The organism is Deinococcus planocerae (assembly GCF_002869765.1).
Classification (GTDB): domain Bacteria; phylum Deinococcota; class Deinococci; order Deinococcales; family Deinococcaceae; genus Deinococcus; species Deinococcus planocerae.
The window spans coordinates 100985-121932 of the sequence record NZ_PNOR01000005.1 but is presented as its reverse complement, the minus strand read 5'-3'; the positions used below and the strand labels follow the sequence as shown (position 1 = coordinate 121932).

21 protein-coding genes are annotated in these 20948 nt (G+C 71.4%); 8 read left to right on the top strand and 13 right to left on the bottom strand.

The features are described 5' to 3' along the window. Positions 1–2: 2 nt before the first annotated feature. From A7B18_RS04325 to A7B18_RS22815, 4 genes are read right to left on the bottom strand one after another with little or no spacing between them, the layout of a single operon-like run. Entirely contained in the window at positions 3–611 is a 609-nt protein-coding gene (locus tag A7B18_RS04325) for a GNAT family N-acetyltransferase (protein WP_102125490.1), read from the bottom strand. A 28-nt stretch (positions 612–639) separates the two neighbouring features. Continuing rightward, entirely contained in the window at positions 640–1341 is a 702-nt protein-coding gene (locus A7B18_RS04320) for a DUF4388 domain-containing protein (protein WP_102125459.1), read from the bottom strand. A 14-nt stretch (positions 1342–1355) separates the two neighbouring features. After that, on the bottom strand, positions 1356–2861 hold the full coding sequence (locus A7B18_RS04315) for an NAD(P)H-hydrate dehydratase (RefSeq protein ID WP_245872738.1): 1506 nt from the start codon (positions 2859–2861) through the stop codon (positions 1356–1358). A 1-nt stretch (position 2862) separates the two neighbouring features. Next, positions 2863–3711 carry a tetratricopeptide repeat protein gene (locus A7B18_RS22815; RefSeq protein WP_102125458.1) on the bottom strand — a complete coding sequence of 283 codons (849 nt, stop codon included), beginning with the start codon at positions 3709–3711 and terminating at the stop codon, positions 2863–2865. Positions 3712–3796: 85 nt separating this feature from the next. On the opposite strand from A7B18_RS22815, the gene rsmA reads away from it, so the two are divergent. The 4 genes from rsmA (at position 3797) to A7B18_RS04290 (ending at position 7988) form a co-directional block, all read left to right on the top strand. Then, positions 3797–4666: a 16S rRNA (adenine(1518)-N(6)/adenine(1519)-N(6))-dimethyltransferase RsmA gene (rsmA, locus tag A7B18_RS04305; RefSeq protein ID WP_102125457.1), complete on the top strand. Its 870-nt coding sequence runs from the start codon at positions 3797–3799 to the stop codon at positions 4664–4666. Positions 4667–4766: 100 nt separating this feature from the next. Beyond that, a complete protein-coding gene (locus A7B18_RS04300; protein WP_102125456.1) occupies positions 4767–5699 on the top strand; it encodes a carbohydrate kinase family protein in 933 nt (310 codons plus the stop codon). 82 nt (positions 5700–5781) lie between these two features. Beyond that, on the top strand, positions 5782–6396 hold the full coding sequence (locus A7B18_RS04295; protein ID WP_102125454.1) for a hypothetical protein: 615 nt from the start codon (positions 5782–5784) through the stop codon (positions 6394–6396). Continuing rightward, entirely contained in the window at positions 6393–7988 is a 1596-nt protein-coding gene (locus A7B18_RS04290; protein WP_102125452.1) for a gamma-glutamyltransferase family protein, read from the top strand. Before A7B18_RS04295 ends, A7B18_RS04290 begins: the two co-directional genes overlap by 4 nt. A gap of 63 nt (positions 7989–8051) precedes the next feature. Here the strand turns inward: A7B18_RS04290 and A7B18_RS04285 are convergent, their stop codons facing one another. Together A7B18_RS04285 and recG are read right to left on the bottom strand one after the other, a co-directional pair. After that, on the bottom strand, positions 8052–8885 hold the full coding sequence (locus A7B18_RS04285; RefSeq protein WP_102125450.1) for an SDR family oxidoreductase: 834 nt from the start codon (positions 8883–8885) through the stop codon (positions 8052–8054). A gap of 448 nt (positions 8886–9333) precedes the next feature. Further along, entirely contained in the window at positions 9334–11673 is a 2340-nt protein-coding gene (recG, locus tag A7B18_RS04275; RefSeq protein WP_102125446.1) for an ATP-dependent DNA helicase RecG, read from the bottom strand. A gap of 100 nt (positions 11674–11773) precedes the next feature. On the opposite strand from recG, the gene cax reads away from it, so the two are divergent. Both cax and A7B18_RS04265 read left to right on the top strand, forming a co-directional pair. Next, positions 11774–12853 carry a calcium/proton exchanger gene (gene cax / locus A7B18_RS04270; protein WP_102125444.1) on the top strand — a complete coding sequence of 360 codons (1080 nt, stop codon included), beginning with the start codon at positions 11774–11776 and terminating at the stop codon, positions 12851–12853. 90 nt (positions 12854–12943) lie between these two features. Beyond that, on the top strand, positions 12944–13564 hold the full coding sequence (locus tag A7B18_RS04265; protein WP_102125443.1) for a class I SAM-dependent methyltransferase: 621 nt from the start codon (positions 12944–12946) through the stop codon (positions 13562–13564). A 23-nt stretch (positions 13565–13587) separates the two neighbouring features. On the opposite strand, the gene A7B18_RS04260 is transcribed toward A7B18_RS04265, so the two are convergent. Beyond that, positions 13588–13920 carry a hypothetical protein gene (locus A7B18_RS04260; protein WP_245872737.1) on the bottom strand — a complete coding sequence of 111 codons (333 nt, stop codon included), beginning with the start codon at positions 13918–13920 and terminating at the stop codon, positions 13588–13590. Between the two features lie 58 nt (positions 13921–13978). On the opposite strand from A7B18_RS04260, the gene A7B18_RS04255 reads away from it, so the two are divergent. Together A7B18_RS04255 and A7B18_RS04250 are read left to right on the top strand one after the other, a co-directional pair. Next, on the top strand, positions 13979–14239 hold the full coding sequence (locus tag A7B18_RS04255) for a hypothetical protein (RefSeq protein ID WP_102125440.1): 261 nt from the start codon (positions 13979–13981) through the stop codon (positions 14237–14239). Between the two features lie 43 nt (positions 14240–14282). Beyond that, on the top strand, positions 14283–14576 hold the full coding sequence (locus A7B18_RS04250; RefSeq protein WP_102125439.1) for a hypothetical protein: 294 nt from the start codon (positions 14283–14285) through the stop codon (positions 14574–14576). Here A7B18_RS04250 and A7B18_RS04245 read toward each other — a convergent pair. From A7B18_RS04245 to gap, 6 genes are all read right to left on the bottom strand, one after another. After that, positions 14513–15307 (bottom strand): Cof-type HAD-IIB family hydrolase, encoded by a 795-nt coding sequence (locus tag A7B18_RS04245; RefSeq protein WP_102125438.1) that lies wholly within the window; start codon positions 15305–15307, stop codon positions 14513–14515. The genes A7B18_RS04250 and A7B18_RS04245 overlap by 64 nt on opposite strands. Positions 15308–15367: 60 nt before the next feature. After that, a complete protein-coding gene (locus tag A7B18_RS04240; protein WP_102125437.1) occupies positions 15368–16258 on the bottom strand; it encodes a PhzF family phenazine biosynthesis isomerase in 891 nt (296 codons plus the stop codon). 31 nt (positions 16259–16289) lie between these two features. Next, positions 16290–17633: an asparagine--tRNA ligase gene (gene asnS / locus A7B18_RS04235; RefSeq protein ID WP_102125436.1), complete on the bottom strand. Its 1344-nt coding sequence runs from the start codon at positions 17631–17633 to the stop codon at positions 16290–16292. Between the two features lie 165 nt (positions 17634–17798). Then, positions 17799–18539, bottom strand: coding sequence for a triose-phosphate isomerase (gene tpiA / locus A7B18_RS04230; RefSeq protein WP_102125435.1), 741 nt, complete (start codon positions 18537–18539; stop codon positions 17799–17801). Between the two features lie 80 nt (positions 18540–18619). After that, entirely contained in the window at positions 18620–19789 is a 1170-nt protein-coding gene (locus A7B18_RS04225) for a phosphoglycerate kinase (RefSeq protein ID WP_180970014.1), read from the bottom strand. A gap of 78 nt (positions 19790–19867) precedes the next feature. Further along, the gene (gene gap / locus A7B18_RS04220) at positions 19868–20863 is read right to left on the bottom strand and encodes a type I glyceraldehyde-3-phosphate dehydrogenase (protein WP_102125433.1); all 996 of its coding nucleotides are present in this window, start codon (positions 20861–20863) and stop codon (positions 19868–19870) included. Between the last annotated feature and the right edge of the window lie 85 nt (positions 20864–20948).

Here is a 20948-nt window from a genome sequence, read left to right as displayed (position 1 = left end):
GCCTACAGCCGGAGCCCCAGCGTGAGGCTCCCTTCCGGAGACCGCGCCAGCTCCCGAAAGCCCACGTGCCGGTAAAAGCCCTGGGCGCGCGTGTTCCTGCCCCCCACCCCCAAGTGAACGCCCGGCGACCCCGCCTCCCGCAGGGCCGCGAAGAGACACTCGAGCATCTGTCGTCCATGCCCGCCGCCCTGCGCGCGGGGGAGCAGGTCGATGTGCAGGTGCGAAGGATACCCGGCGAGCACGGCGGCGTTCGCCCGGTGGGGGTGGTGCAGGAGGTGGGCCAGCCGCTCGTCCGGCGTGCGGAGGTCGGGCGGCACGTCCGCCGGGTCCGGGTACCGCCTCCGCAGGGCGGGCCACCACCCGTGCTCCAACCGCGCCTCGAAGGCCGCCGTGTCGGGGGCGCCGATCACGTACCCGCACACCCCGTCCCCGCCTTCCAGCACGAAGGCGAAGTCCGGCTCGAACTCCAGGTAGGGCCCGGCGTAGATGTGGCCGACGAGGAGGGGGTCGCGGTACAGGTGGGTCGCGTCCTCGCCGCTGTCGGCGGTCTCCAGGCAGATGCGGTAGAGGGCCGCGCGGTCGGCGGGGGAGGCGGGGCGTATCTCGAACACGTCCCCATTGAACGGCAACCGGGCCCCCTCAGGCCAGATGCTGCTGTTCCCAGATCAGGTCGCGCAGCACCCAGCCGCTGCCCGGGAACCTCAGCCCGGCGCGAATCTGGGTGAGGAGGTATCCCCGCACCTCCCGCACGTCAAAGCCACCGGCGACGAGTTCGCCGAGGTTGCGCCGACCGTCGAGCGCGGCGGCGACCGGGGAGCGCCCGTCTGCCCGCCCCGCCTGGAGGCGCAGGCTCGACCACGCGAAGTCCCCGGTGGGCTCCACCCGGCCCTCGCGCACCCCGGCGGCGACCCGCTGCGCCGTCTCGAAGAGGGGACGGCCCGTGCCCTCGGCGGCGTCGCGCACGCTGCGCCCGGCGGGGCCGATGTAGGGAGGCAAGACCCCCCGGAAGACCCGGCTGGGGCTGCCGATCACCGCGCAGACCTGCTCCCACTCATCCGAGGCCCGCGCCCAGTCGGCGGCGAAGTGGCCGTAGGGGCTTAGGGGCGAGCCCGTCACCCCGCGCGGGGTGAATTCGAAGGTCCCCTCCACGGGCAGCAGCGGGCTCGACTGGATGGCGTCCACCCCCAGCCAGTCGAGGATGCCGCCCCCCACGATCTCGCCCCCCACGAAGGCCACCGTGTAGGGCACCTCCGATTGAACGTCGAGAACGCCCGTCTGGCGGGTCGCGTTGACGAGTTCCAGCACCCCCATCAGGGGCAGGTCGGAGAGGAGGCCCTGCATGTGTCTCCCCGACCCTACCACTCCCCGCCCGGCGCCGACGTGCGGAACCTCGCACGCCCCCCCGCCCGCGCCAGGTCGAGCCACGCGCCCCCCACCTCGAAGCTCACGTCCGTCGCACTCAGGCCGTACCCGTGCCGCCCGCCCGCCCGCTCCCCCGCCCGCGCGTGCAGCCGCACCCCGGCCACCGCCGCGTCCCGCGCTCCCAGTCCCTGCCCCAGCAGCGCGGCGACGATCCCCGACAAGGTGTCGCCCATCCCCGCGCTCGCCATCCCCGGGTGCCCGCCCCGGCTCACGCTCAATCCGCCCGCGTGCGCGACCACGCTGGGCCCGCCCTTGAGGACGACCACGCCCCCATACCGCTCTTGCAGCGCGTGGGCCGCCGTGAGTGGATCGGCGGTCACCTCCCCCGTGCCCGTCCCCAGCAGTCGGGCGGCCTCGCCGGGGTGCGGCGTCCAGACGCAGCGGTCGTGCCCGGCCCCCGCCAGCTCGGGCTGGAGGGCGTCCGCGTCGAGGACGGTGGGAAGCTCCCAGGCGAGGACCTGGCGGGCGAGCGCCGCCGCGCCTGGTCCCAGTCCCATGCCCAGGCACACGGCGTCGGGCCGTTCCGACACCTCGCCGAGCCACTCCCCCAGCCCCGCGTGCCGCCGCACCATCAGCTCCGGCGTGACCAGGGGCACCTCCGCCGCCGAGTACACGGTGACGAGCCCCGCCCCCGCCCGCAGCGCCCCCAGCCCCGCCAGCGCCGCCGCCCCCACCGTGCCCGGAGACCCCCCGACCACCCACACCCGCCCCGCCGTGCCCTTGTGGGCGTCGGTGTGCCGCACCGGCAAAAGGGCGGCGACCTCCGCGTCGGTCGGCTGCGTGGCGAGCGCCTCCGCCCGCACCCAGCCGGCGGGAAGACGCAGCGGCGCGAGCACGACCTCGCCCGCCCGGTGCGCGGCGGCGCCGAAGAGCAGCGCGGTCTTGTACCCGGTCAGCGTGACGGTGAGGTCGGCCTGGACGGCAGTTTCCGGCACGTCCGCCCGGGCCGCGTCCAGGCCGCTCGGCAGGTCGATGGCGACCACGACCGCGCCCTCCCCCCGCGCCGCGTTCACGGCCCTCACGACCTCCGCGAGGGCGGGGCGCAGGGGCGGCACGAAGCCCGTCCCCAGCAGGCCGTCCACGACCACCTCTGCCCCCCGCGCGGCCCGCCCCACCTCCTCCGGCGTGAGCGGCCCCGGTTCGACACCGAAGGCCCCGAGCCTTCCCCAGTTCAGCCTCGTCAACGGGTGCGAGGCGGGCGCGGCGAGAACGTGGACCGGGTGCCCCAGCGCCGCCAGGTGCCGCGCCGCGACGAGGGCGTCCCCGCCGTTCGCCCCGCCCCCCGCGAGGAGCAGCGCCCGCGCCGCCGGGAAACGCGCGTGCACCGCGTCCGCCACCGCCCGCCCCGCCTCCTCCATCGCGAGGTCGAGCAGGCCCGCCCCCTCCAGCCGCGCGTCCACCGCCCGCACGCCCGCGGGGGACAGCACGAAGGCAGGCACGCTAGCCCACCGCCCCGCGCACGACGAGGAAGAGGACGAGCACCGCCAGCGCGAGCAGCACCAGCCGGACGGTCCGCAGCCGCGCGCTCGTGCGCAAGCCCTCGCGCATCTCCTCGCGGGTGTCTTCTTGCGATCTACGCACGCTCAGGCGCTGGGCGCGGCGGATTGAGCCCACCGACTCGTGCATCCGGCCCTGGCGCCTCAGGGCCACCCCGAGGTTGTGGTGCGCCCCCTCGTAGTCGGGATTCAGCCGCAGCACCTCGCGGTAGCGCGCCTCGGCCTCCGCCGGGCGCCCCGCCTCCAGGTCGAGGTTCCCCAGGTTGGTGAGCGCCCGGTAGTGCCCGGCGTCGGCGACCTGCGCCTCCTCGAAGCGGGCCCGCGCCTCCTGCGGCTCCTCCCGCAGGGCGTGCAGCACCCCCAGCGCGTTCATGGCCTCCGCCCGGGTCAGCGGATGGGCGAGCGCCGGGGCCAGCCGCTCCCGCAGCGCGTCCGGCTCGGTCTCGCCGCCCGTGCCGCGTCCCAGCGCCTCCAGGCTCGTCAGCGCCTCGCCGAGGGCCCGGGGCGAGACGAGCGTGCCCAGCAGCGCCCCCTCGCCGCCCAGCCCCCGCGCGGGAAGGTCGCCGAGCGCCTCCTCCAGCCCGGCCCAGGCGCGGCGGGCCTGGGGCAGGCGCCGGGCGCGCACCGCCTCCTGCACGCGCACCACGCTGTCGAGCGCCCCGGTCAGCTCGGGGGGGGCGCCCGTCACCCGCGCGGCGGCCAGAGAGCGGCGCCACTCGCCCGCGCGCGCGAAGGCCGCCCAGTCCGGCGGGGCGGCCACGGACGGGGTGGAGGAGGGGGCGGAGTCCGTCATGGGCGGAGTATACTGACCCGCCCCAGCGCCCACCGTCCCCGCGTCCCCCCGCGGCGCGGGTGCCCCCGGCGCGGAGAGTGACCCTGTGACCCAGCCCGACCTGCCCCCCACTCCCCCCGACGTGACGAGCGGCGCCCCGCTCTACTCCCCCGCCCGGGTGCGCGAGCTGCTGACCCGCCACGGCCTGCGCCCCACCAAGAGCCTCGGCCAGAATTTTTTGATCGACGGCAACATCCTGCGGCTTATCGCCGACGCGGGCGGCGCCGCCCCGGGCGTGCCCGTGCTGGAGGTCGGCCCCGGCCTCGGCGTCCTGACCCGCGAGATCGCCTCGCGCGGGGCGCACGTCACGGCGCTGGAGAAAGACGAACGCCTGCGGCCCGTCCTCGCCGAGACCCTGACCGGACTCGGCGTGAACGTGGTCTGGGGCGACGCCCTCGACTTCGACTACGCGGGCCTCGCCCCCGGCACCCGGGTGATCGCCAACCTGCCCTACTACATCACCGGGGTGCTGCTGTCGCGCTTTATGCACGCGCCCGGCATCGTCTCCGCCACCGTCCTCGTGCAAAAAGAAGTCGGAGGGCGCCTCGCCGCCCGGCCCGGCGACGACGCCTACGGCTTCCTGAGCGCGCTCGCCGCCCTGCACGGCACGGTGCGGCACGTGCGGGACGTGCCCAGGGGGGCCTTCCTCCCCGCCCCCGACGTGACGAGCAGTGTGCTCCGGCTCGACTTCGACCGCACCCGCCCGCTGCCCGACCCGGCCTTCCTGAAGTTCGTGGAGGCGGCCCTGCACCACCGCCGCAAGACGCTGCGCAACAACCTGCGCCTGACCGGGCTCGACGGGACGGCCATCGACGCGGCGCTGGCGGGAGTGGGCCTGCGCCCGGACGTGCGCGGCGAGGACGTGCCGCTGGCGGAGCTGCGCGCCCTCGCCGCGCGGCTGGGCGTGGTACGGTAGGAACCGCGTTCCAGACGCTGGACCCCCCGCCTCCCAGACGTGCCCTGCCGTCCGGGGGGACGCATTCAGGGCCCTGAGACGCGGCCCGGAGGTTTTTCCCGTGAAGTTCTTCGTCATCGGCGACGTGACCGTCGACCACCTCTACCACCTCGACCAACTGCCCGCCCCCGGCCAGGAGGTCTCGCCCACCCGCGCCACGATGGAACCCGGCGGGGCGGGCGGCACGATCTCCGTGACCCTGGCCCGCCTCGGCCACACCGTCACCCTCGCCGCCCGGGTGGGCCAAGACCCCTTCGCCGAGTACGCCCTGGCGCGGGTGCGCGAAAGCGGCGTCTTGCAAACGGCGATCCAGCAGGACCCCGAACACCTGACGAGCACGATCACCGTGATGCAGACCCCCGACGGCCAGCGCGCGATGATCAGCCACGGCGCCGCCAACCGCCAGCTCGACCCCGCGCGGCTCAAGAAAAAGGACGTCGAGGCCGCCGACGGCCTGATCATCAGCGCCTACAGCCTGACCGAAGGGCCGCAGCGCGAGTACGCCCTCAGGGCCATCGAGATCGCGCGCACGGCCAAGAAGCCCGTCCCCGTCTTCGTCGACCTCGGCACGGGCGCCGTGAACCGGGCGGGCACCCGCCTGATGGCCGACGTGATCGGCGCGGACTACCTCACCCTCAACCAGCACGAACTCCTCGCCCTGACCGGCACCACGAGCATCAGCGCCGCGCTCGCCCGGCTCGGCGAGGCCGGAGCGCGCCGGGTGATCGTCAAGGTGGGCCGCATGGGCTCCATCGTCTGGTCCCCCGAGGAGACCGAACTCGTCGACGCCGTGCCGCCCGAGGGGCAGGTCGTCGATTCGACCGGCGCGGGCGACACCTTCACCGCCACTTTCGCGCACGCCGCCCTGACGGGGCTGCCCCTTCCTCAAGCCGCCCGCGCCGCGAACGCCGCCGGGGCCCTCGCCGCCACCCGCGTGGGCGCCCAGGCCCGGCCCATCACCCCCGCCGACCTCGAACGGGCGCTGGGCCGCTAGGGTCCGGGCCGCTGCCCCCCTCTGCCCCCGTCCGCGCCCCGGCCCCCACAGGCTGGGGCGCGCTTGCGTTACCCTGCCCTCTGTGACCCCCGACCTGCCCCTCACCCGGCTCCTCCACGAGGAAGCCGCCGCCCGGGGGCTGCGTGACCCGGGCGCGCCCCTCCCCGAGATTCCCGAAGTCTTCGCCCTCGTCCGCGACCTGCCCTACGCCCGCGCGGACACCCACGACCCGGCGGGCATCGTCCGCGGGTGGCGCGGCACCTGCTCTACCAAGCACGAACTCCTCGCCGCCCTCCTCGCCGAGCGCGGTATGGAGAGCACCGTCGTCGCCTGCACCCAGGAGATCACTCCGCCCCCCGCCGCCCCGCCCGAACTCGTCGCCCTGAGCGGCGGGCGGCCCGTCGTGGACGTACACAACTACCTGATCGTCCACGCGCCGCAGGGGGACATGGTGGTGGACGCGACCTGGCCGCTGGAGGCCGCGCGGGCCAGTCTCCCCGTCAACCCGGAGTGGGTGTGGGGCGAGGACCAGACCATCGCCTGCACCCCCCTCGAATCCTGGCCCGTCCCGGCGGGGGAGAGCGTGGCCGACTTCAAAGACCGGCTGCTCCGCGAGCGGTACGCGCCCGAGGAATTGGAGCGCCGCGACGCCTTCATCCGCACGGTGGGAAGTCTCTTCCTGAGGGAGCGCGCATGACCTTCCAGCCCGACTCCCCCACCGTCCGCCGCCCCGTCTACGCCCGCCGAGGGATGGTGGCGACCTCGCAACCCCTCGCGGCGCAGGCGGGCCTGAGCGTCCTCCAGGCCGGGGGCAACGCCGTGGACGCCGCCGTCGCCACCGCCGCCGCCCTGACGGTGGTCGAGCCGACGAGCAACGGCATCGGCGGAGACCTCTTCGCGCTGGTGTGGGCGGGGGGCGAGCTGCACGGCCTGAACGCCAGCGGCGCCGCGCCCGCCGCCCTCTCCCTGGACGTGCTCGGGGGAGGGGAGATGCCCCGTCACGGCTGGACCCCCGTTACCGTCCCCGGCGCGGTGCGCGGCTGGGCCGACCTCCACGCCCGCTTCGGACGGCTGCCCTTCGAACAGGTGCTCGCCCCCGCCGTCTCGTACGCGCGCGACGGCTACCCCCTCTCGCCCGTCCTCGCCGCGAACTGGGCGCGGGCGATCCAGATCTACGGGCGGCTGAACCTCCCCGTCATGGAGGAGTGGTTCCGCGTCTTCGCCCCGGACGGCTTCGCCCCCGCCCCCGGCCAACTGTGGCGCAGCGAGGGCCACGCCCGGACCCTGGAAAGCATCGCCGCCTCTCACGGCGCGACTTTCTACGAGGGCAAACTCGCCGAACGTATGGACGCCCACGCCCGCGCGACCGGCGGGCTACTGCGGGCCTCCGACCTCGCCGCCCACCGCTCCGAGTGGGTCACGCCCATCCACGCCCGCTACGGCGACCACCTCGTCCACGAGATTCCGCCCAACGGCCAGGGCATCGCGGCGCTGATCGCCCTCAACGTGCTGAATGGCGTGGACCTCCCCGACCGGCGTGAGGACCCCGACGGGCTCCACCTCCAGATCGAGGCGATGAAGCGCGGGTTCCACGACGCCCACACCTACGTGGGTGATCCCCGTCACGTCCCCGTCGATGTGGAGCGCCTTCTCGGCTCCGAGAACACCGCCGCCCACCGCGCCTTCCTCGGCGACGTGGCCCACGACCCCGCCACCCGCGCGCCGAGTACGGGCGGGACTGTCTACCTCGCCGCCGCCGATGGGGAGGGCGGCATGGTGAGCCTGATTCAGAGCAACTACATGGGCTTCGGAAGCGGCGTGGTCGTGCCCGGCACCGGGATCGCCCTGCACAACCGCGGCCACAACTTTCACCTCGACCCCGCGCACCCCAACGCCCTCGCGCCGGGCAAGCGGCCCTACCACACCATCATTCCCGGCTTCCTGTCGCGGGCGGACGGCACCCCGGTCGGCCCCTTCGGCGTGATGGGCGGCTTCATGCAGCCCCAGGGCCACCTCCAGACTGTGCTGAACATGGTCCGCTACGGCATGAACCCCCAGCAGGCCCTCGACGCGCCGCGCTGGCAGTGGCTTCAAGGCAGGGCGGTGGAGGTCGAACACGCCCTCGGCGCCGACCTGGCCCGCGCCCTCGCCGCCCGCGGCCACGACGTGCGGGTGCAGCTTGAGGCGGGCTCCTTCGGGCGGGGCCAGATCATCCGCCGCGACCCCGTGACCGGCGTGCTGGAGGGCGGCACCGAGAGCCGGACGGACGGGCACGCTGCGGTCTGGTAAGTGGCTCGTGGTCAGTGGTCAGTGGGCTCGATCCTTTCCCACTCACCACTGACCACTTCCCACTTACGGCGCCCCAGCGCCCCCCACGTCCTCCTCGCTCAGCTCCCACAGCCGCAGCGCCGCCCCGTCGTCGAGGGCCTGCGGGGCGGGGCGGGCCTCCCGCTCCTTGGCGAAGTAGCGCCCGCTCACGGTGATGGTAGGGTCGCTGGCGAGGCGGATGCTCGTCCGGGCGCCCTGCTCGGGGGAGATGGCGAAGAGGTTGAAGACCCGCCACAGCAGTTGGCTCTGGCCCGTGTTGTTCTGCCCGAACCCGCTTCTCACCATGCCGGGATGCAGGGCGTTGCTTTGTATGCCGGGCTCACGCCGGGCGAGTTCCCGCGCGAACAGGGCGTTCGCCAGCTTGCTCTGCCCGTACGCTCCCCACCCGCTGTAGCCGCGCCGGAACTCCGGGTCGTCGAACCGGATTCGCCCGAAGCGGTGCGCCTCCGAGGAAACCGTCACCACCCGCGCTCCCGGACTCTGCCGCAACAGGGGCAGCAGTGCCCGCGTCAGTAAGAAGGGCGCGAGGTGGTTGAGGGCCCAGGTCGTCTCGATCCCCTCGCGCGTCTCCTGCCGCTGGCTGTAAAGGGCCCCCGCGTTGTTCACGAGCACGTCGAGCCGTCCTTCCCGCTCCCGGAACTCGGCGGCGGCCTGTCTCACCTGCGCGAGTTCGGAGAGGTCGGCGATCAGGGTTCCCGCCGCGCCCACCTCCGCCACCACCCCCGCCGTCTTCTCTGGGTTGCGGCCCACGATGACCACCCGCGCGCCCATGCGCGCCAGCTCCCGCGCCGTCACCAGCCCGATGCCGTTTGTCGCGCCCGTGACGAGCACCGTCTTTCCGTCCATGCCCCGCGTCATTCGGCCAGCATAGGAGGGCACATTCAACGGCGCGGCAAGCATAAAGACAATGCCTCCCCCCAAAAGGTAAGGCTGACCCGCTCGGAGCCAGCCTCCCGGCGCGCAGGCTTCACCCGGCCCGCTTGGTTGTATTGCGCTGATGACCTCAGTGTATGAAGGGGGGTGTCACAGAGTTGTCACATGACAAGGCTTCGAGGTAAAGACGCCCACCTTGTCAGACGCTTTGAAGGCGAAGGTCCTCAGGGTGGCGTGTGCGAGACCTGGCGTGGCTCCTGTTCGACCTTCTGCTCCATCTGAGGGGCGGGGTCTTTCTCTGTTTGGCTGGCCTGCTGCTGATCTTGCTGGATTGGTCCGGAGCGGAGCCGTTGGGCACAGGGCTGGGCGTCTTGCTGCTGCTCGTCGGCACTTGGTCGAGCTGGCGCGGGCGTTCCTGACCTCCGGGCACCCCTCAGATCACCTCGCGGAAGGCGACGCTCTGGCTCCTGTTTTGCAACTCACTCCGCAGGTACTGGAGGCGGGGATGCTCCAGCCTGGGGTCATGCGCCAGGATGTGCTTGGCGAGTTCGCGCGCCCGCTCGATGATCTCCACGTCGCTGGCGAGGTCGCCCAGCCGCAGGTCGGGGATGCCGCTCTGCCGGGTGCCGCGAATCTCGCCGGGGCCACGCAGCTTGAGGTCCGCCTCCGCGATGACAAAGCCGTCCGTCGAGCCCTCGATGATCTTGAGGCGCTGGCGGGTCTTCTTGGAGTGCTCCCCCGCGATCAACACGCAGTAGCTCTGTGCGCTGCCGCGTCCCACCCGCCCCCGGAGCTGGTGAAGCTGCGAGAGCCCGAACCGCTCGGCGTTCTCGATCACCATCACCGTCGCGTTGGGCACATCCACCCCCACCTCGATCACGGTGGTGGACACCAGCACGTCGAACTCGCCCGCCCGGAAGCGGTCCATCACGTCCTCCTTCTCGGCGGCACTCATCTTGCCGTGCAACAGGTCGATGCGCGCCTCCGGCAAGATCACCTTGAGGTCGTCCGCGAGTTGCGTCGCCGCCAGCGCCTCCAGGTTCTCGTTCTCCTCAATCAGGGCGGTGACCACGAACGCCTGCCGCCCCTCCCGAATCTGCCGCATCACGAAGCCGTACGCTTGCTGACGGTGGGTATCCTGGATCAGCTTCGTCTCGACCGGCGTGCGGCCAGGCGGCAGCTCGTCGATGATGGAGAGTTCGAGGTCCCCATACGCCGTGAGGGCGAGGCTGCGCGGAATCGGCGTCGCGGACATCACGAGCACGTCCGGGCGCCCGGCGAGCAACTTGCGCCGCTGCATCACCCCGAAGCGGTGCTCCTCGTCCACCACGGCCAAGCCCAGGTTGTCGAAGCGCACGTTCTCCTGGATCAGCGCCTGGGTGCCCACCACCACGTCCACGTCCCCCTCGGCGATGCGCGTCTGCATCTCCAGCTTCTGCTTCGGGGTCATCGCGCCGATCAGCAGGCCCACCCGCACGTCGAGCTTGCTCAGGTAGCCGACCAGATTCGCGTAGTGCTGCCGCGCCAGAATCTCGGTCGGGGCCATCAGCGCCCCCTGATACCCGTCCCGCACCGCGAGGTAGAGGGCACACGCCGCCACCGCCGTCTTCCCGCTCCCCACGTCCCCCTGCACCAGCCGCGCCATCTGCCTTTCACTCCGCATGTCGTCCGTGATCTCCAGCAGCACCCGCCGCTGGGCATTCGTGAACGAGAAGGGGAGGGCCGTCTCGAAACGCGCGATGTCCTCGCCCGTCGCCTGGAACCGCTTGCCGAGGAGCACGGCGTCTTCCCCCTGAAGCAGCACGCGGAGTTCCAGAAACAGGTACTCGTCGAAGCGCAGCCGGTTCGTCGCCCGCTCCAGGTGCGCCTCGTCGGTCGGGAAGTGGATGCCCCACAGCGCGTCGGCGAGGTCGGTCAGGCCGTACTTCTGCCGCCAGTGGGCGGGCAGGTAGTCGTCGAGCGGGGCCGCTTGCAGGGCGCGGTGCGCCGCCCGCCGCAGGAACTCCTGTGAGATGCCGTCCTTGGAGTCGTACACGCCCACGATCCGCCCGGTGCTCAGGCTTCCCTGCGCGTCCTCCACCGTCTCCAGGTGCTCGACGCCGAGCTGCACGGAGCGACCGAACTTCTTCACCCGGCCCGTCAGCACCAGCCGTGAGCCCTCTTTTAGATGCCGCTCCACCCACGGCTGGTTGAACCAGCTCGCCCGCACCTTCCCGCCCGCAGGTGTCTCCAGCGTCACGTCGAAGACGAGCAGATTCGGTCTCGGTGTTCTCCGTGCCTTCGACACCACCCGCCCCTCGACCGTCACCTTCTGCCCCTCCTCGACCTCCGACAGGTCGGGCAGGGCGCGGCGGTCCTCGTGGCGGTGCGGGTAGGCGTGCAGCACGTCACGCAGGGCGTGGAGGCCGAGGGACTGGAGCTTGCGGGCGCCGCCGGGGCCGGTGTCCAGCCGCGCGATCTCGGCGTCGATGGGCAGCCGCTCGCCGGGCGCCGCCGTCGGGATGGCCTGCCTCACGGGGGGACGCGGGGCCGCCCTCTCCTTCTCCTGCCCGCCGAGTGATGCCAGCGCCGTTTTCAGCGCCTGCTCCCGCCGAACCACGTCCAGCCCCGCGTACCCGCGCAGCGCCTCGCGCACGACGGGGAAGGGGCTCGCCAGCGGGGAGGCGAGCAGCCGCTCCACCCCGCCCGAGACCACCCGGTCGGCGCAGCCCGAGGCGAGTTCCGCCGCGAGCGGACGCCTCAGCCTCTCCCGCATCTCCGCGACCGTCGCCATACCGGGCGCAGGCTAGCAGAGGACGCCGCCGCGCTTCGTGGTCCGCCCCTCAGGACCCGGTGAAGGTGATCTCTCTCACCCCCCCGGTACACTGCCCCGCATGAAGTGGCTCAACGCCTTGCTGATCTTCCTGCCGGTCGCGGTCTTTCTGGAGGTCACGGGCGGGAGCCCCACCCTGATCTTTCTCAGCGCGGCCCTCGCCATCGTGCCCCTCGCGGGCATCATGGGCGAGGCGACCGAGCAGCTCGCGGTGCGGACGGGCAGCACGGTGGGCGGGCTCCTGAACGCCACCTTCGGCAACGCGACCGAGCTGATCATCGCCTTTTTCGCGCTCAGCGCGGGCAAGCTGGAGGTCGTCAAGGCGAGCATCGTGGGCTCGATCCTGGGGAACCTCCTGCTCGTCATGGGGGCCGCCGTCTTCCTGGGCGGGCTGAAGTACAAGGAGCAGCGCTTCAACCTCAAGTCGGCGGGCACGATCTCCAGCCTGCTCGTGATCAGCGTGCTCGCGCTGATGATCCCCACCGTCTTCGACCTCACGGCGCGCGCGGTGGCCCCCGAGCTGGTGACGGCCCTCGACGTGAATCTCAGCGACGCCACCGCCGTCGTCCTGATTCTCGTCTACGTCGGCTACATCTACTTCACCCTGGTTAGCCACCGCGACATCCTCTCCACCGCCGACGACGAGGGGGCCCACGACGAGGAGGGCGGTCCCCTCTGGAGCGTGCCGCGCGCCGTGATCACCCTCGCCGGGGCCACCGTCGCCGTCGCCTTCATGTCCGAGTTCCTGGTGGGCACGCTGGAGGCCGCCACCGAGTCGCTCGGCCTCACCGAGTTCTTCGTGGGCCTGATCCTGATTCCGATTATCGGCAACGCCGCCGAGCACGCCGCCGCCGTCATGTTCGCCCTGAGAAACAAGATGGACCTCTCCATGACCATCAGCCTGGGCTCGACCGTGCAGGTCGCCCTGCTCGTCGCGCCGCTGCTCGTCCTCGCCGGGCTGATCGTCGGGCAGCCCATGAACCTCGTCGTGACGCCCCTGGAACTCGTCGCCATCTTCGGCGCCGTGATCATCGCCAACAGCGTCGTGCGGGACGGGGAGACGAACTGGCTGGAGGGCCTGCTGCTGCTGAGCGTGTACCTGATCCTGGGCTTCGCGGTGTTCTTCTACCCGGTGGCGTGAGGTTGTGACCGGCCTCCCGGTACCGTGTGGTAGGGGAGGCCGGGCTTGTTTCCGAAATCGAAGGCACAGTTCCCGGGGTACGCTCGGCTCATGGGAGCCTACGACCGTCTCGCCGCGACTTACGACCGCCTCTGGGGCCGCTACGCCCGGCGGACGGCCCGCGAGGTGCTGGACGCGCTGCCACCCCTGGGGTCCGGCACCCTGCTCGACGTGGGCTGCGGCACGGGCACCCTGCTCGCATTCGCCCGCACCCGCTTCCCGGAGGCGCGGCTGATCGGCGCCGAGCCCAGCGCGGGAATGCGGGAGGTGGCCTCCCGCACCCTCGCCGGTCAGGGCGTGACGCTCCTCGCCTCCCCCGCAGAGGCCCTCGCGCTGCCGGACGCCTCGGTGGACGCCGTGACCTGCCTGAACGTCCTGCACTACCTGCGAGACCCAGAGGTCGCCCTGCGTGAGTGGTGGCGGGTGTTGCGGCCCGGGGGCACCCTCGCCCTTCAGGACTACGTGCCCAACGGCCTGCCCGGCTTTACCCGGCTCGTCTCGCTCAACGACCGCGAACTCGTGCGGGTGTACACGGTCCCGGAGATGGGCAGGCTGCTGGAAGCTGCCGGGTTCAGGGGGGTCACGGCGCGGCGTTTTCGCATCGACCTGTTCTGGCGCGGCGGCCTGGCACGCGGCGTGCGCGCTGGGGCGGAACCGGACGCTTCCCGGTAACTGCTGGGCGCCCTGCGAACGGGTCACGGCCCCTCTTCCGGTACGGGTTCGTCCCCCGCGCGGCCCCCCCCGTTCACCCAGGCGGCGCGGTGGGTGCCAGGCACGCTGGGCGTCACGTGCTGGCGCAGGGGTCCTATCAGATCCGACAGGGGGCTCGGGGAGTGGACGCCCACGTGCTGCACGTCTCTGGGCAAGACGGTGAAGGTGTGTCCCAGGGTGTCGAAGTGCACGCGGTCGGTGGTGCCGGGCATCCATCTCAGGGTCAGGATGCCGGGGATCGTGCGGGCCTCCGCTTCCGGGGCTTGTCCGGACGGGGGGGTGCGGGTGCGGCCCCGCGAGGAGGGCGGTCTCCCCAACGAAAGGTAAAGGTTAGGAGCCCCATTCGCGGGCGGGTGGAGCGCCTAAGGTGGAGAGATGCTGACTCTCCAGGGCAACTACCACGTCGCGCCCAACAAACGCCTGACCATCCTCGCCGAGTTCAGCAGCCTGCCCAAGGGCACCCTGGAGACGGACATCGAGGCGCTGGGCGAGGCCTGCGCCCAGAACGGCGGGCGGTGTGACGTGCAGGTCAACACCCAGCACGGGCCGATGCGGGGCACGCTCGTCGAGAAAAAGCCCAGGAAGTTCAGCCTGCGCCTCTTCGAGGGCCACCTCGCCTTCCCCCCGCGTCCCTGACCTCCCGCGCTCCCCCAGCGTGCAGGCCCCTCAAGGAGGAGCCGTGGACAACATGATTCACGCCTCGGTGCGCCAGGTCAGCGCGACGTGGTACTTCTTCGCTTTGACCTGGAACCGCACCCACGAGGAGGCCCTCGACGTGGGAACGATGCAGGCCGAACCTTACCTGAGTGACCTCGGTCTCGTCGGAGCCGCCGTGCCGTCCCTGGAGGGGGCCCGGAAAGCGGTCGAGAGCGTCAAGCAGGGCCGACTCCAGAATTGGGCCCCGCGCGGCTACAGCGTCAACGCCAGCCGCACCGCCTGGGCCAGTCCCCCGTCGTCCACGTGGGCGACGTGATACCTCCCGGCGGCCCGCGCCTCGGCGTCCGCGTTGCCCATCGCCACGGGGTGGCCGACGACGCGCATGGCCGTCACGTCGTTGTGGCCGTCACCTACCATCATCACGCGCGAGAGGGGCACCCCGTACTGGGCGGCGACCAGGGCGACCGCGCTCCCCTTGCCGATGCCCGCGCGCGTCAGGCTGATGAAGAGGATGTCGGGCATCGCCGGGCTGCCCGCCGGATGCACGTCCAGCCCTGGGGAGGCCTCGGCCAGCACCCCGGCGGCCTCCTCGTGCGGCACGACCCACTGGGCGCGGACGCGGGTGCCGACCAGGCTCTCCGGGGCCTGCGGCGTGTACGGCACCCCCAGCAGGTCGGCGTGCCGCCGCGCGAGGTCGCCGGGGTGGGTGACCCCGAAGTCGTCATCCGTGTAGACCTCCAGGAGCCTCCCGGTCTCCCGCGCCCGCACGAGCAGGGTGGCGAGGGGTTCCTCCGGCAGCGGCTCGCTGAGGCTCTCGCCGCTGCCCACGTTCACGGTGGACGCCCCGTTCTGGAAGACGTGCCAGCCGTCCGGGTCCAGCCGCCGCGCGTAGCCCAGCGCGTTGCCGAAGGCGGGCCGCCCGCTGCACAGGGCGATGCGGACGCCCTGTGCGCGCGCGTCCGCCAGCGCGGCCCACACGTCCTCCCTCACGGTGTTGCCCGTCCCGATCAGGGTGCCGTCCACATCCACACAGATAAGTCCCAACATCCGGGGCAGTGTACGCTTCGCCCCCGGGTCGTCCGGCGCTGGAACTTGGACAGGTGGCGGCTACCGCCCCGGCGTCCAGGACCCCTCCCGGTCGAGGGTGGCGCGGCCCCCGACCCGGACGCACCCCACCGAGTTCGCCCCGGCGAGCGTCACCTCGACCTCCACCTCTCCGGGTGAGCCGATGGCGTGGCCCTGGTACACCACGCCGCAGGCCCGGTCGCCGCGCACCGGAAGCCGCCCCTCGCGGGCGAGCAGGGCCAGCAGCGCCCCCGCCGCGCTGCCCGTCACCGGGTCCTCCGGAATGCCCACGGCGGGCGCGAAGTCCCGCGCGGCGAAGCGGTTGACCCCCATCGGCGCGTAGGCGTACACGCTGCATACGTCCAACGCGTCGCTGAGCAGGTGAATCCGGCGCAGGTCCGGCTCCAGCCCGTCGAGGATCAGGGGGTCGAGCAGCGGCACGAACACGCTCCACAGCCCCGTGCTCGCCACTCCCAGCGGCAGCCCCCGGTGGATCATCCGCTCGTCCACCCCCAGCGCCTCAGCGAGTTCGGCCCGGACTTCGCGCGCGGCGGGCCGCGTCTCCAGGCTCCGCTGCTCCATCCACACCCGCGAGGGCACCCCCGCCTCGGTGTCGAGGGTCAGCGGAATGCGCCCGACGAGCGTTTCGAGCACGAGGTCTCCCGCCGTCCAGTGCCCCCGCTGCGCGAGCGTCAGGCCCAGCGCCACCGTCGCGTGCCCGCAGAACTCGATCTCCCGGGTCGGCGTGAAGTAGCGCACCCGCACCCGCCCGCCCCCCATCCGCGTCACGAACACCGTCTCGGGCGCCTCCAGGAAGGCGGCCAGGGCCTGCATCTCGGCCTCGCTCAGCCCCTCGGCCCCAAGCACGACCCCCGCCCGGTTGCCCTGCCCCGGCGTGTCGGTGAAAGCACTCACCTCGCTGTAGGCGATCATGCGGCCAATCTAGCGCAGCCCTGACGTTCCCTCACGGCACCATCCGCGTCAGCATCCGGGGAAAGGGAATCGCCTCGCGGATGTGATCGATCCCTGTGATCCACGCCACCGCCCGTTCCAGCCCCATCCCGAATCCCGCGTGCGGCACGCTCCCGAACCGCCGCAGGTCGAGGTACCACTCGAACGCCGAGAGCGGCAGCCCCTCGTGCTCGATGCGGGATTTCAAAAGCTCGTAGTCGTGGATGCGCTCGGAGCCGCCGATGATCTCGCCGTACCCTTCCGGCGCGATCATGTCGTCGCAGAGGGCCAGCCTCGGGTCCTGGGGGTCCGGCTGCATATAGAACGCCTTGATCGCCGCCGGGTACCGCTCGACGATCACGGGCCGGTCGAAGTGATACCCCAGGATCGTTTCGTGCGGGGCGCCCAGGTCATCCCCCCACTCCACGGGCTGCACGTCGGCCTGAACGTTCGGCGGCAGGTCCCCCGCCTCGATGTGGCGCCGGATGATCTCCAGCGCGTCGGTGTACGTCACGCGCGGGTAGTTGCCCTCGGCGGCGGGGCGCAGCTTTTCCAAATCACGGCCCAGCGTCTCCAGTTCGTTCCCACATTCCTCCAGCGCGCGGCGCACCAGGAACGAGACGAACCGCTCCTGAAGCGCCATGTTCTCCACGTGGCTGCTCGGCGCCACCTCCGGCTCCACCATCCAGAACTCCAGCAGGTGCCGCCGCGTCTTGCTCTTCTCCGCCCGGAAGGTCGGCCCGAAGGTGTACACCTTCCCGAAAGCGAGGGCGCCCGCCTCGGCGTGCAGTTGCCCCGTCTGCGACAGGTACGCCTTGTCCTCCCCGAAGAGGTCGATCTCGAAGAGTTCGGTCGTCCCCTCCGCCGCGTTCGGCGTGAAGAAGGGCGCGTCGAAGCGCACGAAACCCTCGCCGTGGAAAAAGTCCACAATCGCCCGCTGCACGCAGTCACGCACCCGCAGCACGGCCCAGGGACGGCGGTGCCGCAGCCACAGGTGGCGGTGGTCGAGCAGGAACTCGATCCCGTGCTCCTTCGGCGTGATGGGGTACTCCGCCGGGTTCTCGGAGATCACCGCGAGGTCGCGCACCCCGAGTTCCACCCCGCCCGGCGCCCGCTCGTCGGCCCGTACCTCGCCCGTGACCGTCACCGCCTGCTCCTGAGAAAGCCGTTTGGCCGCCTCGAACACCTCCTCGGACACGTCGTTCCTGAAAACGGTCGCCTGCACGAAGCCGGTGCCGTCGCGCAGCTTCAGAAACTGAAGCTTGCCCTTGCCGCTCTTGTCGGTGAGCCAGGCGTGGACGGTGACCGTCTCACCCACATGGGCTTTGAGGTCGCGGATGGTGCTGAGAGATGACATGAGCGGAAGTATACGGGGAGGGCACGGGCCGTCCGGGCAAGGTCAGGAAGAGTCATCGTCAAGTCAAAAGATAAAAATCACCAGTGCCTAAATTAAATACAAAATTCACTAGCATCTCGAAATCAGCCCCCACTCTGTCCTGAGTGGGGGAGAGGCTACCCGCGCTCACCTCAGCGCGTCGTTCATTCCCAGCACGTCCGCCACCTTCAGGCTCGCCCCGCCGACCAGGGCGCCGTTCACGTTGGGCTGCGCGCAGATCGAGGCGATGTTGTCGGGCTTGACGCTGCCGCCGTACAGCACCCGCAGGCTGTCGGCGGTTTCCCCGTACAGCTCCCGCAGCGCCTCCCGGATCGCGGCGGCGAGTTCCTCCGCGTCCTGGGCGGTGGCCGTCTTGCCCGTGCCGATGGCCCAGACGGGCTCGTAGGCGATCACCACGTTCTCGCCCACGCCCTCCAGGCTGCCGCGGAGCTGGGCGAGCGTATAACTGACGTGCTCCCCGCGCTCGCGCACGTCCAGCCCCTCGCCGACGCAGACGATGGGGGTGAGCCCGTGTGCCTGCGCCTGCCGCGCCTTGGCGGCCACCAGCGCGTCCGTCTCCCCGTGGTACTCGCGCCGCTCGGAGTGGCCGACGACCACGTAGGTCGCGTTCACGTCCCGCAGCATCGCCGCGCTGACCTCGCCCGTGTACGCTCCCGACTCGTGCGGCGACACGTCCTGACCGCCCACGTCCACGCCGCCGGGCAGCGTCTCCTTGAGGCCGGGCAGGCTGATCGCCGGGGCCATCACCGCGAGTTCGGCGCTCCCCCGCGTGAACTCCCCCGCGAGGTCGCGCGCCCAGGCTTTGGCCTCGGTGGGCGTCTTGTTCATCTTCCAGTTCAATGCAAGCAGGGTTCTGGGTTTGGTCATGGTTCCTCCTGGGGAGCGGTCAGTCTTCGGTAGGCGAGAGCCCTCGCTTTATGCGGCTGAAAGCTGATCGCTGACGGCTCTCACTTCATCGCTTCCACGCCCGGCAGCGCGCGGCCTTCGAGCAGCTCCAGGCTCGCCCCGCCGCCCGTGCTGATGTGGCTCACCCGCTCAGCCTGCCCGCTCTTGTTGATGGCACTCACCGAGTCTCCGCCGCCGATCACCGTGTAGGCGTCGTCGCCCAGTTCCGCCACAGCTTTCGCAATCGCGTTCGTGCCCCCCGCGAAGGCCGGGAACTCGAAGACGCCCAGCGGCCCGTTCCAGAAGACCGTCTTCGCGCCCTGCAAGGCTTCCGTGTACGCCTTCACCGTCTCCGGCCCCGCGTCCAGCCCCTGCCAGCCGTCGGGAATCGCATTGCTGGGGACGACCTGCGTCTGCGCGTCCTCCGCGAAACGGTCGGCGGCGATCACGTCCACCGGGAGCATCAGCCGCTCGCCGTACTCGTCCAGCAGCCGTCGGGCGAGCCCCAACTGGTCGTCCTCGTGGATAGATTCACCGATCTGCCCGCCCTGCGCCTTGATGAAGGTGTACGCCATCCCGCCGCCGATCAGCATCCGGTCCACCCGCGGCAGCAGGTTTTCGATCACCTTGATCTTGTCGCTCACTTTGGCCCCGCCGATGATGACGACGTAGGGCCGCGCCGGGTTCTCCAGCAGCCGCGACAGCGCCTCCACCTCGGTCTGGAGCAGCAGCCCCGCCGCGTGCGGGAGGTACTGGGCCACCCCGCTCACCGACGCGTGCGCCCGGTGCGCGCTCCCGAAGGCGTCCAGCACGAAGGCGTCGCCCAGCCGCGCGAACTTCCCCGCCAACTCGGGGTCGTTCTTCTCCTCGCCCGCCTCGAAGCGTACGTTCTCCAGCAGCGCGACCTCGCCGGGCCTGAGAGCTTGCACGTCCTTCAAGGTCTCCTCGCTCGACGGCAGAGAGCCGATGAATCTCACGTCCCGCCCCAGCGCCCTCTCCAGCACGGGGGCCACGGGCCGCAGGCTGTACTTCTCCTCCGGCCCCCCCTTCGGTCGCCCGAAGTGGCTCATCAGCACCACCGACGCGCCGCCCGAGAGTAGCCGCTCCAGCGTCGGCAGGCTCGCCGTGACACGCGTGTCGTCCTGCACCACCCCGTCCTTGACGGGCACGTTGTAGTCCACCCGCACGAGCACGCGTTTGCCCCGGGTGTCCAGTTGGTCGAGGGTTCGCATGGTTCCTCCTTGTGGCCGAAGGCACAAAGCGGATGGCAGAAGGGAAGCCTCGGCCTTCTGCCATCCGCCTTTCGCCCCTTAAACGCCCTTTTCCTGCACCAGTTGCACGAGGTCGGCGATCCGGTTGGAGTAGCCCCACTCGTTGTCGTACCAGGAAAAGAACTTCACCAGGTTGCCCATCGCCATCGTCAGCCCGCCGTCGATGATCGCCGAGTGCGGGTCGCCCACGATGTCTTGCAAGACGATGGGGTCTTCGGTGTAGCGGATGATGTTCTTGTAGGGCCCCTCGGCGGCCTGGCGGAAGACGTCGTTGACCTCACCTGGGGTCACGTCGCGGCCCAGGATCACCGTCACGTCGCTGATCGAGCCGACCGGCGTGGGCACCCGCAGCGAGGTGCCGTCGAACTTGCCCTTGAGCTTGGGGTACACCTGCGACACGGCCTTGGCCGCCCCCGTGCTGGTCGGGATGATGTTCACGGCGGCGGCGCGCGCCCGGCGGAGGTCCTTGTGCGGCAGGTCGAGCACCCGCTGGTCGTTCGTGTACGAGTGGACGGTCGTCATGATCGCCTTCTCGATGCCGAACGCTTCATCCAGCACCCGCATCGGGGCGCCGAGGCTGTTGGTCGTGCAACTCGCGTTGGAGATGATGTTGTGATTCTGGGGGTCGTAGTCCTGCTCGTTGACGCCCAGCACGACCGCGAAGTCCTCCTGCTTGGCGGGCGCGGTGATGATGACCTTCTTCGCCCCGCCCTGGAGGTGCTTGCTCGCGCCCTCACGGTCGGTGAAGATGCCGGTCGACTCGATCACGATGTCGGCGCCCAGCTCGCCCCACTTGATCGCGGCGGGGTCACGCTCGGCGAGAGCGGCGATGCGCTGGCCGTTGACGGTGAGCGCGTCCTCGTCGAACGTAACCGTGCCGTTAAAACGTCCGGCGGTCGAGTCGTACTTCAGCAGGGTCGCCAGCGTCTTGTTGTCGGTCAGGTCGTTGATCGCCACGACCTCCACGCCCCGCTCGACCAGGATGCGGAAGACCAGACGCCCGATGCGGCCAAATCCGTTGATGCCTACCTTCATGGTGTCCCTCCTCGAATTTCGGGCCGCCCGCCCCTCGCGGACGCACCACGCATGGGCGAGTGTAACCCACCTCCACGCCCCCGCC

Excerpts from the sequence above, each read along its gene's own strand:
- A7B18_RS04320 (WP_102125459.1), bottom strand. The coding sequence starts at position 1,341 with ATGCAGGGCCTCCTCTCCGACCTGCCCCTGATGGGGGTGCTGGAACTC.
- A7B18_RS22815 (WP_102125458.1), bottom strand. The coding sequence starts at position 3,711 with ATGACGGACTCCGCCCCCTCCTCCACCCCGTCCGTGGCCGCCCCGCCG.
- A7B18_RS04290 (WP_102125452.1), top strand. The coding sequence starts at position 6,393 with ATGACCTTCCAGCCCGACTCCCCCACCGTCCGCCGCCCCGTCTACGCC.
- A7B18_RS04285 (WP_102125450.1), bottom strand. The coding sequence starts at position 8,885 with ATGACGCGGGGCATGGACGGAAAGACGGTGCTCGTCACGGGCGCGACA.
- recG (WP_102125446.1), bottom strand. The coding sequence starts at position 11,673 with ATGGCGACGGTCGCGGAGATGCGGGAGAGGCTGAGGCGTCCGCTCGCG.
- cax (WP_102125444.1), top strand. The coding sequence starts at position 11,774 with ATGAAGTGGCTCAACGCCTTGCTGATCTTCCTGCCGGTCGCGGTCTTT.
- A7B18_RS04265 (WP_102125443.1), top strand. The coding sequence starts at position 12,944 with ATGGGAGCCTACGACCGTCTCGCCGCGACTTACGACCGCCTCTGGGGC.
- A7B18_RS04255 (WP_102125440.1), top strand. The coding sequence starts at position 13,979 with ATGCTGACTCTCCAGGGCAACTACCACGTCGCGCCCAACAAACGCCTG.
- A7B18_RS04245 (WP_102125438.1), bottom strand. The coding sequence starts at position 15,307 with ATGTTGGGACTTATCTGTGTGGATGTGGACGGCACCCTGATCGGGACG.
- A7B18_RS04240 (WP_102125437.1), bottom strand. The coding sequence starts at position 16,258 with ATGATCGCCTACAGCGAGGTGAGTGCTTTCACCGACACGCCGGGGCAG.
- asnS (WP_102125436.1), bottom strand. The coding sequence starts at position 17,633 with ATGTCATCTCTCAGCACCATCCGCGACCTCAAAGCCCATGTGGGTGAG.
- tpiA (WP_102125435.1), bottom strand. The coding sequence starts at position 18,539 with ATGACCAAACCCAGAACCCTGCTTGCATTGAACTGGAAGATGAACAAG.
- A7B18_RS04225 (WP_180970014.1), bottom strand. The coding sequence starts at position 19,789 with ATGCGAACCCTCGACCAACTGGACACCCGGGGCAAACGCGTGCTCGTG.
- gap (WP_102125433.1), bottom strand. The coding sequence starts at position 20,863 with ATGAAGGTAGGCATCAACGGATTTGGCCGCATCGGGCGTCTGGTCTTC.